This is a genomic window from Kitasatospora sp. NBC_00039 (assembly GCF_045160625.1).
Classification (GTDB): Bacteria; Actinomycetota; Actinomycetes; order Streptomycetales; family Streptomycetaceae; genus Kitasatospora.
The window spans coordinates 275,834-293,116 of the sequence record NZ_CP108289.1 but is presented as its reverse complement, the minus strand read 5'-3'; the positions used below and the strand labels follow the sequence as shown (position 1 = coordinate 293,116).

Sequence of the window (17,283 nt, the reverse complement as noted above, 5' to 3'; positions counted from 1 at the left end):
CGCTCGTCGTCGGTGACGAGCGGGGCTCATCGCTGTCCGGCGCGGGGTCAGGCGGTCCCGGTCATCGCGCACCCTCCCCGGAGAGCAGCCCGGCGACCTCGTCGTCGGTCAGCTCGGCGATGTCGTCCTCGACGGCCTTGGACACCGCCTGCGCGAGGGCGGCCACCGTGGTGGCCTCGAACAGGCGGCGCAGCGGGAGCTCGACCGCGAACGCCGTCCGGATCCCCGCCAGGACCCGGGTGGCCAGCAGCGAGTTGCCGCCGAGGGCGAAGAAGTCGTCCAGCACCCCGATCCGCTCCACGCCGAGCAGCTCGCTCCAGATGTCGGCCAGCGCCTCCTCGACGGGGTCGCCGGGCGCCTGGTACTCCCGCCCACCGTTCGCGCCAGCCGACACCGGATCCGGCAGCGCCTTGCGGTCGACCTTGCCGCTCGGCGTCAGCGGCAGGTCCACCAGCGTCACCCACAGTGACGGGATCATGTACTCTGGCAGCAACTCCCGCAGGTGGGAGCGGAGTTCGCCGATGTCCGGCACGGTGTCGCCGGGTCGGGCCGCCAGGTAGGCAGCCAGCCGGCGGTCCCCGGGCAGTGGTTCGGCGGCGATGACGACCGCCTCCTGCACCGCGGGGTGTGCGGCCAGCGCCGCCTCGATCTCACCGAGCTCGATCCGCAGCCCGCGCACCTTGACCTGACGGTCGATCCGCCCGAGGAACTCGATGGCGCCGTCCGGCCGTCGGCGGACCAGGTCACCGGTGCGGTAGAGCCGCTGCCCCGGTTCGACGGCCAGCGGGTCCGGCACGAAGCGATCGGCGGTCAGGGCGGCCCGGCGGTGGTAGCCACGGGCCAGCCGCACCCCGCCCAGGCAGAGTTCGCCGGCGATCCCGACCGGCACCGGCCTCAGGTCGGCGTCCAGGACGTGGGCCCGGGTGCCGGCGACCGGCCGTCCGATCGGCAGGGCGGCGGACTGCTGCCCGGGCGGCTGGGTGTCGCCCACCGGGTGCAGCAGGCAGGTGACGGTCGCCTCGGTCGGCCCGTAGTTGCACAGGAACCGCCCGGGCAGGCCGCTGTCCGCCCAGCGCTCGGCGTCGGCCACGGTGACCACGTCGCTGCCGACGTTCATCAGCTTCAGCGAGGTCAACCGGCCGAGCTCGGGTGACTCCAGCATCGCCCGGTAGTAGGCGGGGGTGATCTCGACGATCGTCACTTCGTGCTCGGCCAGTCGGGCCGGCAGTTCGGCGGGGGTCCAGAAGACCGGGTCGCCGACCACGACGGTCGCGCCGGCCACCAGCGTGGCCGCGATCTGGTCCATGGCGACGTCGAAGGTGAGGGCGGACAGCAGGACCACCCGCTCGCCCGGCGCGATGCCGTAGGCGTCCGCGATCACCCGGCAGTGCTGGGCGTAGGACCGGTGCTCGATCATCACCCCCTTGGGACGGCCGGTGGAGCCCGAGGTGTAAATGACATAGGCGAGGTTGCCGGGACCGGCCTGCGCGGGCAGGTCGGCCGAGGAGCCCTGCCCCGCGGCCTCCTCCTTGTCCAGCACCAGCAGCCGCCCACCGCCGCCGCCGAGCCGGTCGGCGAACTCGGTGGAGGTGACCACGACCTCGGCGCCGGCGTCGGCGAGCATGAATTCCAGGCGCTGCGCCGGATGCCTCGGGTCGAAGGGGACGTAGACCCCGCCCGCCTTGAGCACCGCCAGCAGCACCACGACCGCCTCCGGGCTGCGCTCCAGGCACGAGCCGACGACCGTCTCCGGTCCGACCCCCAGCGCGCGCAGCCGGCGGGCGAACCGGTTGGCCCGCGCGTTCAGCTCCGCGTAGCTGATCCGCTGGTCCCCGAAGACCACCGCGATCGCGTCCGGCGTCTGGCGGACCTGGTGCTCGATCAGCTGGGGCACGCACAGCCCGTGCTGCTCGGCGGGGTCGAGTGCGGCCAGCCGGTCCCCGTCCGGGTCGGGCCAGACGGTGAGCAGGTCGTGCCGCTCGGGGGCGGTGAGCATCGCGAGGGCGCTCAGCCGTGCGTCCGGGGCGTCCACGATGCTGCGCAGCAGGGTCAGGTAGTGTCCGGCCAGCCGCTCGACGGTGGCCCGGTCGAACAGCGCCGTGGCGTACTCGAACCAGCAGCGCAGCCGCCCGTCGCCGTGCTGGGTGACGCTCACCGTCAGGTCGAACTTGGCCACGGCCGGGCCGATCTCGAGGCTCTCCACGGCCGCCCCGCCGAGCGCGGTCAGGTCGCCCTCCTGGTGCTGGAGCTCGAACATGACCTGGAACAGCGGGTTGCGCGAGAGGTCGCGGTCCGGCTTCAGCGCGTCGACCAGGTGCTCGAACGGCACGTCCTGGTGGCTGAAAGCCTCCGCGGACACCCGGTGGACCTGCTCGAGGAACTCGCCGAACACCGGGTCGTCCGCCAGATCGGTGCGGATCACCAGGCTGTTGCTGAAGAAGCCGACCAGCTCCTCGGCCTCCGGCCTGGTCCGCCCGGCCACCGGGGTGCCGACCGCGACGTCGTCGAGACCGGTGTAGCGGCCGAGCAGCACCTGGAACGCGGCCAGCATCAGCACGAACGGTGTCACACCGCGCCGGCGTGCCAGCTCCGCGACCTCCTGGCCCAGCGCCTGCGGCAGTTCGACGTCGAACAGGTCCCCGCGTGCGTCGCGGACGGCGGAGCGCAGCCGGTCGGTCGGCAGCTCCAGCGGCTCCAGTCCGGCCAGCCGCTCACGCCAGTAGTCGAGCTGCCCGGCCGTCTCGCCGGCGGACTGCTGACCCCGCTGCCAGGCGGCGAAGTCCGCGTACTGGACGGCTTGCGGGCGCAGCGGTGACGGCTCGCCGGCGGCGAGCGCGCGGTAGGCCTGGTCCAGGTCGTGCAGATAGAGGCCCGTCGACCAGGCGTCGAAGGCGATGTGGTGCAGGGTCAGCACCACGAGGTGCTCCTCGGGCGCGGTCCGGACCACCGTGACCCGCAGCGGCCACTCGGCCGCCAGGTCGAAGGCCCGGCCGGCGGCCTGGGCCAGCAGCCGCAGCGCCCGCTCCTCGGGCTGCGGCGTACCGCTGAGGTCGACCAGCTCGAAGGGGACCGGTCCCGCAGGGTCGATCACCTGCCGGGGGTTGCCGTCGTCGGCGAGGTAGCGGGTCCGCAGCACCTCGTGCCGAGCGACGCTGGCGTCCACCGCCAGCCGCAGCGCCTCGGCGTCCAACGGGCCGCGCAGGCGCAGCGCCAGCGGGACGAGGTACTCGTCGCTCCCCGGCTCCAGCTGGTCGAGGAACCACATGCGCTGCTGGCCGAAGGAGAGCGGCAGCTCCCCGGTGCGCGGCACCGGCCGCACGCCCGGCCCGTCACCCTCGGAGCGGGCGGCGTCGATCCGGGCGGCCAGCGCGGCGACGGTGCGGGCGCTGAACAGCTCGCCGACCGTCAGCTTGATGCCGAAGTCCCGGCGCAGCCGCAGGACCAGCCGGATGGCCACCAGGGAGTGGCCGCCGAGCGCGAAGAAGTCGTCCTCGGCGCCGACCTGCCGCACTTCGAGGACCTCGGCCATCAGCGCGGCGACCGCGGCCTCCGCCGGGGTGCGCGGGGCGGTCCACTGCCCGCCCGCCGGTCGGTCCCGCTCCTCGGGGGAGGGCAGCCGCTGCCGGTCCACCTTGCCGCTGGGGGTCAGCGGCATCGTGTCCAGGAGCAGCACGACGGAGGGCACCATCGCCTCCGGCAGCCGGGCCGCGAGGTGGGTGCGGATCTCGTCCGTTCCGGCCGGCTCGCCGTCCCCGTCGCCGTCCGCGAGTACGACGTAGGCGAGCAGTTCGAGGTCGCCCGCCGTCGAGCGGCGGGTGGTCACCGCGGCGGCGGTGACCGAGGGGTGCGCGGTCAGCACGGCCTCGATCTCACCCGGTTCGATCCGCACCCCGCGCACCTTGACCTGCTCGTCGGCGCGGGCGACGAACTCCAGCGCGCCGTCCTCGCGGCGGCGGACCAGGTCGCCGGTGCGGTACCAACGTTCGCCGGGTCCGGCCGCGAAGGGGTTGGGGGCGAACCGCTCGGCGGTCAGCGCGCCCTGGCCCAGGTATCCGCGCGCCAGGCCGATCCCGCCCACGCACAGCTCGCCGGGGACGCCGACCGGCACGAGGGCGTCGTCGCGGTCCACCACATAGGTCCGCACGCCGGTCAGCGGGTGGCCGATCGGCACGATGCCCTCGCCCCCGCCGCCCTCGTAGCGCCAGGCGGTGGAGTCGATGGCGCACTCGGTGGGGCCGTAGGTGTTGAACACCTCGACGTCGACCACCGCGCGCAGCCGCTCGCAGAGTTCGCCCGGCAGCGGCTCGCCGGCCGAGCACACCAGCCGCAGCGAGGCGCAGCCGGCCAGTTCGGGCTCGGCCAGCAGCAGCCGCAGCACCGAGGGCACCAACTGCAGGACGGTGACACCGTGTTCGGCGACCGCCCGGATCATCACGGTCGGGTCCCGGTGTGCCTCCTGGGGGGCCATCACCACGGTGGCGCCGCAGACCAGCGGCGAGAGGAACTCCCACATCGCCGCGTCGAAGCCGATCGTGGTCTTCTGCAGGAGCCGGTCGCCGGCGCCGAGCCCGTACCGTTCGACCGACCAGAGCACCCGGTTGCGGATCGCGGTATGCGGAATCAGCACCCCCTTGGGCCGGCCCGTCGAGCCGGAGGTGTACATCACGTAGGCCCCGTCGGTGTCCTGGACGGAGGGCGGTTCGGCGTCGGGGGCCGGGGCGTCGCCCGTCAGCCAGGCGTCGTCCGGCGTCACCACCCGCAGGCCGGCCGGCAGCCGCTCCCGCAGCGACTCCTCGGTCAGCACGACCTCGACGTCGGCGTCAGCGACCATGTACGCCAGCCGGTCGACGGGGTACTCGGGCGCCAGCGGGACGTACACGCCGCCCGCCGTCAGCACCGCGAGCAGCGCCGTGACCAGGTCCGTGCCGCGGTGCAGCGCCACTCCGACCGGCGTCTCACGCGTGACCCCCCGGGTGCGCAGGTGGAGCGCCAGGCGCCGTACCCGGTCCGCGAGTTCGGCGTAGCCGATCTCCTGGTCCCCGGCCACGACCGCCACCGCGTCCGGGGTCGCCCGGGCCTGGGCGCGGAACAGCTCGGGGAGCGAGAGTTCCGGCGACGCGGCGTCGGTGCGGTTCCACTCCTCGAACTGCCCCAGCTCGGCCTCGGTGAGGAGTTCCAGCCCGTGTGCGGGGGCGTCCGGCCGGTCGGCGATGTCGCCCAGCAGCCGCAGCAGGTGCTCGGCCATCCGCGCGATCCGGGGGAGCTCGAACAGGGAGGTCGGGTAGATCAGCCGGCCGTCCACCGAGCCGTCGGGGCGCTCGGTGAGGTGCAGGGAGAGGTCGAAGGCGGAACTGGGCGTCGCCGTTTCGTCCGCGGTGACCTCGAGCCCCGTCAGCTGGAACGGTTGCGGCGCGACGGTGTGCAGGGCGAAGCCCACCTGGAACACCGGGTTGCGGGAAAGGTCCCGCTCCGGCGCGAGGTCGGCGACCACCCGCTCGAACGGCACGTCCAGGTGCTCGTGGGCGTCCAGGACCGTCTCGCGGACCTGCGCCAGCAGAGCGGTGAAGGACGGGCCGCCGGACAGGTCGGCGCGCAGCACCACGGTGTTGAGGAACATGCCGATCAGCTCTTCGAGAGCGGCCGGCTCGCGACGGGACACCGACACCCCGACCGCCACGTCCTGCTGCCCCGAGTGGCGGGCCAGCAGCACCTGGAAGGCGGCCAGGTAGACCATGAAGGGCGTCGCGCCGCGGCGCCGGCCGAGTTCGGCCAGGCGTAGGGCCAGCTCGCCCGGCACGGTGAAGGTCAGGTCGGCCCCGGTCGACGCCCACTGGTCCGGTCGCCGGTGGTCGGTGGCGAGTTCCAGTGGTTCGAGTCCGGCCAGCCGCGCGCGCCAGTAGGAGCGCTGGCGCTCGACCGCCTCGCCGGCCGCCTCCCAGCGGTCGCGCTCCCACTGGGCGAAGTCCGCGTACTGCAGTGTCGGCGGCTCCAGCCGGGACGGCCGGTCCGAGCAGAACGCCTCGTACAGGTCCTGCAGTTCGCGGGCGAGCACGGACCAGGACCAGCCGTCGAAGGCGATGTGGTGGACGGTGACCAGCAGGGCCGCGTCGTCCGGCCCGAGCTGCACCAGCGTCAGCCGCCAGGGTGCCTGTGTGCGCAGGTCGATCGGGGTCGTCAGTTCGGCGTGGCCCAGCTCGCGCAGGCGCGCGTCCCGGTCGGTGGCCGGCAGCTCGCGCAGGTCGACCGGGCGCGGCTCCACCGGCGCGTGTTCGTCGATGATCTGGACCCCGGCGCCGTCCGCGGTGCCGTAGCGGGTGCGCAGAATCTCGTGCCGCGCGGAGATCTGCGAGAGCGCGGCCGACAGCGCGCGGGGGTCCAGCGGGCCGCGCAGCCGCAGCGTCTGGTTCGACAGGTACTCGGTCGAGGCGCCGGACCGGAGTTGGTCGACGAACCAGAGCTGCTCCTGGGCGAAGGACAGGGCGTAGCCCGCCTCATCGGTTCCCATCGGAGGCCTCCCCGAGCGCGTCGGAGCGGTGGCCGCCCTCGGCCGCAGCCGACCAGGGCTCGGCCATGGCCACCGCGATCCTGCGTGGACCGGTGAACGGCTCACGGCCGTGGGCCGCCAGCATGTTGTCCACCACCAGCACGTCGCCGAGCTGCCAGTCGAAGCGGCGCTGCTCGGCGCGGTAGCACGCGCGCAGGTGCGCCACGACCTCGTCGGGGACGGGCGCGCCGTCGCCGTAGTAGGTGTTGGTCGGCAGATCCTCCTCGTCGTACATCTCCCGCAGCCCGGCGCACACGTCGGCGGCCAGCGTGCTCACGTGGAAGAAGGCGAGGTGGTTGAACCAGACGGTCTCGCCGGTGACCGGGTGCCGGTGCACCGCCTGGCGCCGGGCGAGGGTGCGCAGGCCGTTCTCGCCGGTCCACCGCGGCTCGATGCCGTTGCGGGCGCAGTACCGCTCCACCTCGGCACGGTCGTCGGTGTTGAACGCCTGCTGCCAGGGCACCCCGAAGCCGTCGGTGAAGTTGCGCACGACCATCCAGCCGCGGGCGGCGAACTCCTCGCGCACCGCGGGGTCGATCGACCGGTGGATGCGGCGGGTGTCGGCGAGCGGCGTCGCGCCGAGGGTGTCCGGCGGGCGCACGCAGGAGAAGAACAGCGTGAGCGGCCAGTCGGCCTGGTAGGAGTTCTCGTTGTGCAGGAAGATCTCCTCGGCGGGTGGGTAGTCCGTGGAGGTGTACACCTGCCCCTTGATCGTGCTGCGGGGCGAGGAGCGTTCGGCATAGGCCAGCGGTTCCCCGGACACCGCCCGGACCACGCCCGCGAACCCGTCCACCCCGCCCACCTCGAATCCGCGCAGCAGGACCGCGCCGTGCTCCAGGAGCCGTCGGCGGATCAGCGGACGGGCGGCGGGCAGGACGTCGGCCACCGGTGTACCCGGCGCGTCCGCCGCCAGGACGAACGGGAGCGCGGACTGCGCGGTGGGCTCCCGTTTGTGATCCGCGGGGGCGGACGGGGCGGATGGATGCGCGGTCATCGGATACCTCCATGGAGATCCCTGGCCTCGGCCGAGGGAGGAGACGGATTCCCTGCGGAACGGGGCAGGGAGAGGTGGTCCACGGCAGCTCGGGCCGCGTGGTGGCGGCGTCGACGAGAGGCGGTGACGCCGTGGTCGGCTCGCGTGGAGGACGACCGCGCAGACCGAACCGGCCGGCGGTTGCGCGCGGATGCCGTCCAGCGCGCTGACCACCGCCCATCGGGTGTCCTACCGGCGCAGCCGGCGGGTGCCCGGCAGGGGGAGCGCGACCGCAGTGGACAGCTCGGGGTAGCCGGGCAGCGCGGCGGCCAGTTCGGCCACCGTCGAATGGTCGAAGAGCGCCCGTACCGGCACCTCCCGGCCGGTCGTCCCGCGCAGCCGCAGGGTGATCCGGCCGGCCAGCAGGGAGTGGCCGCCGAGGTCGAAGAAGTTGTCGTGCGCGCCGACCCGCTCCACTCCGAGGACCTCACGCCAAGCGCTCGCCACCGTACGCTCGCCTTCGCTGCGGGGCTCGACGAACTCCCGTGCCCCGCCGTCCGGTTCGACCAGCGGCAGCAGCCGCCGGTCGAGCTTGCCGTTCGGGGTCAGCGGGAGCCGGGCAAGGGTGGCCCAGGCGCTGGGGACCATGTGCTCGGGCAGCAGACGGCGCATCCAGGCTCGCAGGTCGGCGGGATCCGGGACGGCGCCTGGGCCGGCGGGCACGAGGTGGGCGGTGAGCCGCTCCTGGCCGGGATCGCCCTGGACGGCGGCCGCGGCGTCGGCGACCAGTGGGTGCTCCCGCAACGCGGTCTCGACCTCGCCGAGTTCGATCCGGTGCCCGTGCAGCTTGACCTGGTGGTCGCTGCGGCCCAGGTAGGTGACGGTGCCGTCGGGGTTGCGCCGGGCCAGGTCCCCGGTGAGGTAGAGCCGACAGCCGGGGTGGCGGGGGTCGGGGTCGGGAACGAAGCGCTCGGCGGTCAGCGCGGGGCGTCCCAGGTAACCGCGGGCCAGCTGGACGCCGGCCAGGGCGAGCTGACCCGGGACGTTCACCGGTTGCGGCGCGAAGTCGCGGTCCAGCACGTGGACCCGGGTGTTGGCGACCGGGGTGCCGATGGTGACGTGCTCGCCGGGCGGGCACGCGGTGGCCGTGACGTCGATGGAGGCCTCGGTCGGGCCGTAGAGGTTGTGCAGCTGGACGCGGCCGGTGGCGAGGTGCCGGTGGAAGGCGGCGGCGAGGTCGTCGGGCAGCGCCTCGCCGCTGCACAGCACCAGGCGCAAGGGCTCCAGCGGGGTGCCGGGGGGCAGTGCGGTCAGGAACGCCCGGAGCATGGCGGGGACGAAGTGCAGGGCGGTGATCTCGTGACGGCTGATGGTCCGGGCGAGGTACTCGGGGTCGCCATGGCCGTCGGGCCGGGCGACGACCAGGGTCGCGCCGGTCGTCAGCGGCCAGAACAGCTCCCAGACGGAGACGTCGAAGCTGTACGGCGTCTTGTGCAGGACGTGGTCGGTGCCGGTGAGCCCGTAGGTGTCCTGCATCCAGCGCAGCCGGTTCACGATGCCCTCGTGGGGGGTGACCACGGCCTTGGGCCGGCCGGTCGAGCCCGAGGTGTAGATGATGTAGGCCGCGTGCAGCGGGTCCACCCGGGCAGTCGCCCCGGCCCCCGCGGGGGTCTCCGCGGTGGTGGCCTCCTCGTCGACCAGCAGGACCTGGGCCCGGTGCGGCGGCAGGGTCGCGGCGAGCTCGGTGGTACTCAGCACCACCGGGGCCGCGGAGTCGTCCAGCATGTAGCCCAGGCGCTGGGCGGGGTAGCCGGGATCCAGCGGCAGGTAGGCGCCACCCGCCTTGAGGACGGCCAGCAGCGCCACCGGCAGCTCCAGGCCGCGGTGCAGGCAGACGGCCACCACGGTCTCCGGCCCCACCCCGGCGGCCCGCAGCCGTCGCGCCAGCTGCTCGGCACGGGCGTCCAACTCGCGGTATCCGAGCTGCTGTTCCTCGAACCGCACGGCCACGGCCGCCGGGGTGCGGGCGGCCTGCCGCTCGACCAGGGCGTGCAGCACCTCGCCCTGCGGGTACGCGACCGAGGTCTCGTTCCACCTCTCCAGCAGGCCGCGCTCGCGCTGCGAGAGCAGCGAAGTCCCCGTCACGACGGCCTTCGGATCGCGGGCGACCACGCCCAGCAGCGTGGTGAAGTGCTCGGCCAGCACCGCCATGCTCTCCCGCTCGAAGAGCGCCGTGGCGTACTCGACCACGCCCGACAGCGAACCGTCGGACTGCTGGGTGAGTTGCAGCATCAGGTCGAACTTGGCGCTGTGCCAGGGCGTCGTCAGCGCAGTGGCCCGCACCCCGGCCCCGCTGAACTCCGCGGTGGTGTCCGAGTCGAGCAGCGAGAACATGGTCTGGAACAGCGGGTTGCGGGACAGGTCGCGCGCAGGTGCCAGCTCGTCCACCAGCCGCTCGAACGGCACGTCCTGGTGCGCGTACGCCCCCAGTGCCGTCTCCCGGACGCGGTCGACGACCTCCTCGAAGGTCGGCTCGCCGGACAGGTCGGTGCGCAGCACCAAGGTGTTGACGAAGAAGCCCAGCAGGTCCCGCACTTCGGCCCGGGCGCGGCCGGCGACCGGGGCGCCCACGGTGACGTCGGTGCGGCCGGCGTGCTGGGACAGCAGCAGCTTGAACGCGGCCAGCAGCACCATGAACGGTGTCGCACCCCGGGACCGCCCCCAGGCGATCAGCGGCTCGGCGATCTCGGCCGGCACGGTGAACGACAGGGTGGCGCCGGCCGGGTCGAAGGCCGCCGGCCGGGGCCGGTCTGTGGCCAGCTCCAGCGCGGTCGATCCGGCCAACTTCTCCAGCCAGTAATCCAGTTGGCTGGAGAGTGCGGTGCCGGAGTGCGCCTCGCGCTGCCATGCGGCGAAGTCCGCGTACTGCACCGGGAGTTCCGGCAGCGGATCGGCCCGGCCATCGGCGAACGCCGGGTAGAGCGCGCCGAGTTCGGCGGCCAGCACGCCGATGGACCAGCCGTCGAAGGCGATGTGGTGCACCATCAGGACCAGCGCGTGGTGCTCCGCAGTGAACCGGACCAGCCGGACCCGCAGCGGGCCCCGGCCGCCGAGGTCGAACGGCGTGCGGGCCTGGCGCTCCACGAGTTCGTCCAGCCGGGTTGCCCGGGCGTCGGCGGGAAGCTCGCAGAGGTTCACTGTCTCGAAGTCCAACTCGTCTGTGGGAAGCACGAGTTGAATCACCTCGTCGCCGACCGCCAGATAGCGGGTGCGCAGCACCTCGTGCCGCGCCACGACCTGCGCCAGCGCGGCGCGCAGCGCCGCCACGTCCAGCGGTCCGCGCAGCTCCCACCCGACCGGCACCACGTACTCGGTGGTGCCGGGGCGCAGGCTCTCCACCAGCCAGATCCGCTGCTGGGCGGACGACAGCGGCAGCGGCCGGTCCCGCGGCGCCCGGGGGATGGTGTCGGAGGTCCGGGCGCTGCGGCCGCCCGCGCGCAGCAGGCTCTCGAGCAGGGCCTGCCGCTGGTCGGTGGGGCTTGCCGAAGCGGGACCGGTCAGGGGTGTGCTCATCCCTCACGCTCCTGAGACAACATGGACTCCACCTCTGTGTCGGATAGCTGCGCGACATGCTCGGCGATCGCGCGATGGACCTCCTCGGTGAGCAACGCGACGGTGGGTGCGTTGAACACCACGTTCACGGGGAGGTCGACGGGGAACCGCTCCTGGAGCAGCACGGCGGCCTGGGTGGCCAGCAGGGAGTTTCCGCCCAGCCCGAAGAAGTCGTCGTGCACGCCGATCGCGGCCACGTTGAGCAGTTCGGTCCAGACCTCGGCGACGGCCTGCTCGAGGGGTGTGCGCGGGGCGAGCCCCGGGCCGTCACCGCCGGCCACCGGCGCCGGGAGTGCCGAGCGGTCCAGCTTGCCGTTGGGCGTCAGCGGGAACTCCGTCAGCCGCACCCAGGCGGTGGGGACCAGGAAGTCCGGCAACCGTTCGCGCAGATAGTCCTGCAGCTGCCCGCCGGCCGCCGGGCCGAGGGTGTCCGACAGCACGTAGCCGACCAGCTGCTTTTCCCCGTTCGGGGTCGTCCGGACGGCGGCCGCGGCCCCTCGCACTTCGGGGTGATTGCCCAACACGACCTCGATCTCGCCGAGTTCCACGCGGTGGCCGAGGATCTTGACCTGCTGGTCGCGCCGGCCGAGGTAGTGCAGCACGCCGTCGGCGTCCCGGCTGGCCAGGTCCCCGGTCCGGTACAGCCGGGCACCGGGCGCGGTGCCGAACGGGTCGGGGACGAAGCGCTCGGCGGTGAGGGCCGGCCGGCCGAGGTAGCCGCGGGCGACCCCCGGGCCGCCGATCAGCAGCTCCCCGGCCACCCCGGGCGGCGTCTCCTGGTACGCCTCGTCCACCACGTACGTGTCGGTGCGGACGATGCCGGCGCCGATCGGGATGTTCCCCCGGGTCTCGGCGACGGTGACGCCGCGCCGGGCGCAGCTGAACGTCGTGCACTCGGTCGGCCCGTAGGCGTTGACGACCTCCACACCGAACTCGAGCACCGTCCGCACCTCGGCGGGCGGTGGCGTGTCGCCGCCCACCAGCACCTGGCGCACCCCCGCCAGCGCACCGGGGCGGGTGCGCACCACGTGCTGGAACAGCCCGGCGGCCATGAACAGCACGGTGACGCCGTGGCGCCGCACCGCCTGCTCGATCGAGGCCGCGGTCGGCACGCCCTGCGGGAGCACGGCCACCCTGGCGCCGTTGCACAGCGCCCCCCACAGCTCGAAGGTCGAGGCGTCGAAGGACAGCGGGGCGAGCATCAGCATCACCTGCCCCGGGTCGAGATCCGCGTAGTCGGCCTCGTGGACCAGCCGCATGATGTTGCGATGAGTGACCTCGACCCCCTTGGGGCGGCCCGTGGACCCGGAGGTGTACATCACGTACGCCAGGTCGTCGGGCCGGGCCCCGGCCGCCGGCGTACTGGTGGGCAGCTCGGACGCGGCCGACCAGTCCCGGTCCATCAGGACGGTGTCCAGGCCCGGGGCGCCGGCGAACCCGTCGGCGAACTCCGGCTGGACCAGCAGCAACCGGGCGCCGGAGTCGGCGAGCATGAATTCCAACCGCTCGGCCGGGTAGTCCGGGTCCAGCGGCAGGTAGTGGCCGCCCGCCTTGAGCACGCCCAGCAGCGCGACCAGCACCTCCAGGTCCCGTTGCGCGCTCACTGCCACCGCGACGCCGGGCCGCACGCCGCGCCCGCGCAACAGGTGGGCCACCTGGCCGGCCCTGGCGTCCAGCTCGGCGTAGGTCAGCCGCCGGCCGCCGCACTCCAGGGCTACGGCCTCCAGCGCGTCGTTCGCCCGCTCCGCGAACCGATCGTGCACGCACTGCTCGGGCAGCGGCGGCGTGGCGCGGCCAGCCTGGGTGCTCATGCGGGCCGGCTCTCCTGCTCCATGCGCCGGCGCAGGCTGAGCGGACGCATGTCCGTCCAGATCGAGTCGATGTGGTCCAGGCACGCCTGCCGGGTGCCCTCGGTGCCCTCCCGGTGCCAACCCAGCGGGACCTCCCGGTCCGCGAGCCAGATCGAGTACTGCTCCTCGTCGTTCCGGACCACGAGATAGGTGCGCCCGTCGGTGTCCTCGTCAGCCATTCCGCTCTCCTCCCGCTCGGCCGGCGCCTGTCGTCCGGCGCCCTGGTGAAAGCCTGTCTCGCAGCGGTCCGGCCGCCATAGGGAAGAACCGGCCGAGGATCACGCAGTCGGCCTGCGGCAAGGACTGCCGGTCCTTCTCTACTACGCACCGTCACCGGCGCAGCATGCTGCCAGCATGCCGACTCGGCGACGGATGCCGGGCGGCCGTCCACCGAGTGCGGATGGTGAATGGAAGTCAGGAACGACCCTCAAAGAGGACGCGCCCACCGTATTCCGCACGTGTCCGGCCCCCGGCGAGGTGCTCGGCGAGCGCGTCCCCGTGGACCTCCGGGCCCAGTGCAGGCGCCTGGCCGCCGAGCCGGGGCGCCGGCTCGACCTGTTCCTCGAAGGCCGCCTGCCGACCCTCACACACCCGGTGGGCGAACCGCGTCCCGGCTGGAGCCGGATCGCAGAGGCGGCCCTCGGCTGAGACCCGCGTTGCCCACAAGAGATGTCGGCTGCTGCAGTCGCCGGGTCTGCGGGGACTGCGAGTTCGAGCTGTTCGCCGTTGCCCACGTGGCGGGTGCAGGAGTGGCCGTCGGTCAGGGCGATCGAGCGGATCGCGTGGCCGGGCCCGGTGGTGTGCTGTTCTCGGTGACGAGGAGGCTGATCGGCCGGGTGGGGTACGAGATGTTAGTGGCGTTTCTCGGCATCGGCCTCCGTGATGGAACCCTTTCCATCACAGCCTCGATTGCCCCGGGTTCGCCGGATTGCGGGCCGCTGCTGCTCTCCACACCGCTTCGTCTGTCCGTTCTGGCCTCGGGCTCGCAGGGGGAGGAGATCTCGGCTGCGGAAGTGTCCACCGTGCCCGTCGGCACCCTGGCCGCATCGGGCAACATCGAGATCACGAAGAACCACCCGTACGCCTTCTCGGTGAGCGTGCCGGCTTCCGGGTCGTTGGATCGGGTGACTTTCGACGATGCCTTGCCGTTGGGCCTCGGAGTTCGAAACCCCGTTGCCACTGACGGCGATCGGGGGCGATCCTCCGTATATGGACTCTCCACAGCAAGTGATGGCACTGGGTGATGTGACACTCCGCCGCTTCGACTGCGAGGCGGACCTTCCGGAGTTGTTCGAGGTCATCGAGGAGTCGCTGGAGCACCTGCGCCCGTGGATGCCGTGGGTTGCCGAGCACAGCCTGGCGAAGACCGCAGATTTCCTGGCCCGCCGCCAGGAGGCTTGGGAGAGCGGCCGGGAATTCACCTACGCGATCGTGCTGAGCAAAGCCATCGTCGGTGCCTGTCAGCTGTTCCAACGTGACGACTGCCCGGGCAACGGCCGCGAGATCGGCTACTGGCTGCACCCGGCAGCCACCGGCCGCGGCGTGGCCACCCGGGCCGCGCGCGCCCTGGTCGACCAGGCCTTCCGCCTCCCCGGCGTCGACTACGTCGAGGTCGTCCATGATCCGGCCAACCGCGCCAGCGGTGCTGTCCCGGCCCGACTCGGCTTCACCGAACGCCTTCGTCGCCCCGCCGAGCGCCTCGCCCCGGCCGAGACCGGCGAGGATCAGGTCTGGCGACTGACCCGGCAACAGGCGGACAAGCCGGCCGCAGAGGCCTGTTGACGGACACAGGCAGGAGCTCCAGAGCCGAGGCAGCTGACGGTGGCGGATCGTCCACGAGCCCGACCTGCACGAGCGGGCGAGGGCTCGCGTCCCAACAGCCTGAGGCGAGAGAAGGGCGGGTACGTAGCCATGTACGTGCCCGAGCAACATTCGGGTGTACGCCGGCAGCTGCTGCGGGTGCTCGGTGTGGAGCGCCGGGATCCCCTGGGACGGGAAGGGCAGGCCCGTCGGGTGCGAAATGGTGGAGGGTGGTCGCACCCGTAGGGGTGCGCCCCCCTCGTGGGATCGCGCCGGAATTCGCGGGCCCAGTCCCTGTTCCATGGTGGAGCCCACGACGCCAGGGGGAGATCCAGCCCTGAGAGATCCGGAATCAGCGTTGTGGAGAGGTCGGCCGCTGCCGAGCAGGGTGCGCCGGTGGTCCTGGTGGCGCCGGGCGCGAGGGCGTTGACGGTGTCGGGGATGACGGAGTGCGTGAGCCCGTTCCCGGTGTGCGCGACCGTCGGGGAGAAGCCCCCGGGCGGTGGGGGGTCTTCGGCGTCCGGCGGGTAGGCGGCGGTGGGCCGGGCAGACGCCGGGGTCGGAAGACGTTGAGCCCCGACCGGGAAGTCGCCATGTTCTCTCCCCCTGTGCCTTCGGACCGTCGGAGGCTGACGTCCCGCATCCATGACCTGACCCGCCGTGATCCCAGCGGCCTGTGACCCGTCCAGTGCAATATCCCGGCCCGACCTCCCACCGATTCCCGGCACGGCAGCCCCCATGGCTCCCTGTGAGGGGCTTCCCAGCAGAGAGCGGCCACGGTCCCGCCAGGCTCCCCGTTCCGCGGCGACCGCGCCCGGGGGTGTGCGGCGGTGAGCGCCCGGCCCCGGCGGAGCTGCTCGTGGCCACCACCCCACCGGCCACCCGGGCCCGGCCGACACCGGCATCCAGTGGAGCGATGTTTTTGTTGGCCGGTGCTTTCGCTCCCGGGGCCCATGGGCGTCGGCACGCATGTGGCGGCGGTGCTGCGGCGGATCTTCACGGCGCTGCTTGTGTCGGGGAGCCGCACCCGGACGCCGGTCCGCGCGGGCCCGATCGATGCCGCTGCCGTGGCGGTGCTCCTCGGACGGCAACGACTTCGCCGCCCGCCCCGAGGAGCCGCCTGCGGCGTCAGTAGCCGGGGCCGCGCTTGATCTGTTCCCGCTCGACGTCATGGGCCGCACCCTTGCGCTCCAAGGTGGCACACGCGTCGGCGATGTCCTGGGTCAGGCGATCGATCTGGTCACGGCTCAGGGTCTCCTTGACCAGCGCACGAAGGATCTTCACCCGCTGCGCGTTGGGCGGGAGCGTGTACGCCGGCACCATCCAGCCGCGCTCGGCCGAGAGTTGCCAGGCGATGTCCGACTCGTCGTACGAGTGCTTGCCCGCGAGGCGGAAGGCGACCAGCGGAAGCTGCTCCAGATCGCTGCCGATCACCTCGAAGCGACCGCTGCTCCGCAGGTTGTCCGCCAGCGCGCGTGCGTTCGTCTGCATCGTCTCCATGACGTAGGTGTAGCCCTGGCGCCCCAGCCGCACGAAGTTGTAGTACTGCGCGAGCACCATCGACGCGCCGGTCGAGAAGTTCAGCGTGAACGTCGCGTCGGTCTTGCCCAGGTAGTTCTCGTAGAACACGAGATCCTTGGCCAGGTCGGACTCCTCGCGGAAGACCAGCCAGCCGATGCCGGGGTAGACCAGACCGTACTTGTGCCCGGAGACGTTGATCGAGCGGACCTGCTCGAGCCGGAAGTCCCACTTCGAATCGGGGTAGAGGAACGGCCACACGAAGCCGCCGCTGGCACCGTCGACATGGATCGGAATGTCGAGGTCCCGCTTCTTGCGGATCTCCCGCAGAAGCTTGTCGATCCCGACGACGTCGTCCTTGTGCCCGGTGAACGTGGTGCCGACGACAGCGACGACGCCGATCGTGTTCTCGTCGAGGTGCGGCTCCACATCCTCCGGGCCGATCGTGTACTTGTCCTCGGCGAGCGGCACGATCCGCGGCTCGACGTCGAAGTAGCGGCAGAACTTCTCCCACACGACATGGACGTCACCGCCGAAGACCAGATTGGGCCGGTCGACCGACAGGCCGGCCGCCTGGCGGCGCTCCCGCCACTTCCACTTCAGCGACAGCGCACCGAGCATGATCGCCTCGGACGAGCCCTGCGTCCGGCACCCGGCAGTCTTCCCCGGCGCGTGGAAGAGGTCGGCGAGCATACGCACGCAACGCTGCTCGATCTCGGCGGAGATCGGGTACTCCGCGTGATCGATGAAGTTGCGGTGAAGGTTCTCCGCAATGACCCGCTGCGCCTCCGGCTCCATCCAGGTGGTGACGAACGTCGCGAGGTTGCGCTGCGGGTCGCCCTCCATCGCGAGGTCCGCGTCCACCAGCCTCATGGCGTCCGTTGCGGTCATGCCTTCCTCGGGAAAGGTCTCCGAGGGAGCAGGCACGGTCAGGAATCGGTTGCCGAACAGGGCCGCGGCCTCATTTTTGCTCATGCCGACGACTC

The 17,283-nt window shown here is 72.6% G+C and carries 8 protein-coding genes; 2 read left to right on the top strand and 6 right to left on the bottom strand.

Translation table 11 applies throughout. The annotated features are described in order from the left end of the window. Positions 1 to 61: 61 nt before the first annotated feature. The 5 genes from OG286_RS01655 to OG286_RS01635 all read right to left on the bottom strand — a co-directional run bounded on the left by OG286_RS01655 (position 62) and on the right by OG286_RS01635 (position 13,158). Positions 62 to 6,505 carry an amino acid adenylation domain-containing protein gene (locus OG286_RS01655; protein ID WP_396320200.1) on the bottom strand — a complete coding sequence of 2,148 codons (6,444 nt, stop codon included), beginning with the start codon at positions 6,503 to 6,505 and terminating at the stop codon, positions 62 to 64. Next, the gene (locus OG286_RS01650; RefSeq protein ID WP_405363432.1) at positions 6,492 to 7,538 is read right to left on the bottom strand and encodes a TauD/TfdA family dioxygenase; all 1,047 of its coding nucleotides are present in this window, start codon (positions 7,536 to 7,538) and stop codon (positions 6,492 to 6,494) included. Before OG286_RS01650 ends, OG286_RS01655 begins: the two co-directional genes overlap by 14 nt. A gap of 228 nt (positions 7,539 to 7,766) precedes the next feature. After that, positions 7,767 to 11,090: an amino acid adenylation domain-containing protein gene (locus OG286_RS01645; RefSeq protein WP_405363434.1), complete on the bottom strand. Its 3,324-nt coding sequence runs from the start codon at positions 11,088 to 11,090 to the stop codon at positions 7,767 to 7,769. Further along, a complete protein-coding gene (locus OG286_RS01640) occupies positions 11,087 to 12,940 on the bottom strand; it encodes an amino acid adenylation domain-containing protein (RefSeq protein WP_405364639.1) in 1,854 nt (617 codons plus the stop codon). The genes OG286_RS01645 and OG286_RS01640 overlap by 4 nt, the downstream gene beginning before the upstream one ends. Then, positions 12,937 to 13,158, bottom strand: coding sequence for an MbtH family protein (locus OG286_RS01635; RefSeq protein WP_396320196.1), 222 nt, complete (start codon positions 13,156 to 13,158; stop codon positions 12,937 to 12,939). Before OG286_RS01635 ends, OG286_RS01640 begins: the two co-directional genes overlap by 4 nt. A 570-nt stretch (positions 13,159 to 13,728) precedes the next feature. Here OG286_RS01635 and OG286_RS01630 point away from each other — a divergent pair. Next, positions 13,729 to 14,223: a hypothetical protein gene (locus tag OG286_RS01630; protein ID WP_405364637.1), complete on the top strand. Its 495-nt coding sequence runs from the start codon at positions 13,729 to 13,731 to the stop codon at positions 14,221 to 14,223. Then, positions 14,189 to 14,761, top strand: coding sequence for a GNAT family N-acetyltransferase (locus OG286_RS01625; protein ID WP_396320194.1), 573 nt, complete (start codon positions 14,189 to 14,191; stop codon positions 14,759 to 14,761). The genes OG286_RS01630 and OG286_RS01625 overlap by 35 nt, the downstream gene beginning before the upstream one ends. 1,146 nt (positions 14,762 to 15,907) lie before the next feature. On the opposite strand, the gene OG286_RS01620 is transcribed toward OG286_RS01625, so the two are convergent. Then, positions 15,908 to 17,272, bottom strand: a complete 1,365-nt coding sequence (locus OG286_RS01620; RefSeq protein WP_396320193.1) for a glutamate decarboxylase — start codon at positions 17,270 to 17,272, stop codon at positions 15,908 to 15,910. Positions 17,273 to 17,283: the final 11 nt, after the last annotated feature.

What these genes read in the sequence shown, in the direction of transcription:
- OG286_RS01655 (WP_396320200.1), bottom strand. Translation starts at nt 6,505, where the DNA reads ATGGGAACCGATGAGGCGGGCTACGCCCTGTCCTTCGCCCAGGAGCAG.
- OG286_RS01650 (WP_405363432.1), bottom strand. Translation starts at nt 7,538, where the DNA reads ATGACCGCGCATCCATCCGCCCCGTCCGCCCCCGCGGATCACAAACGG.
- OG286_RS01645 (WP_405363434.1), bottom strand. Translation starts at nt 11,090, where the DNA reads ATGAGCACACCCCTGACCGGTCCCGCTTCGGCAAGCCCCACCGACCAG.
- OG286_RS01640 (WP_405364639.1), bottom strand. Translation starts at nt 12,940, where the DNA reads ATGAGCACCCAGGCTGGCCGCGCCACGCCGCCGCTGCCCGAGCAGTGC.
- OG286_RS01635 (WP_396320196.1), bottom strand. Translation starts at nt 13,158, where the DNA reads ATGGCTGACGAGGACACCGACGGGCGCACCTATCTCGTGGTCCGGAAC.
- OG286_RS01625 (WP_396320194.1), top strand. Translation starts at nt 14,189, where the DNA reads ATGGACTCTCCACAGCAAGTGATGGCACTGGGTGATGTGACACTCCGC.
- OG286_RS01620 (WP_396320193.1), bottom strand. Translation starts at nt 17,272, where the DNA reads ATGAGCAAAAATGAGGCCGCGGCCCTGTTCGGCAACCGATTCCTGACC.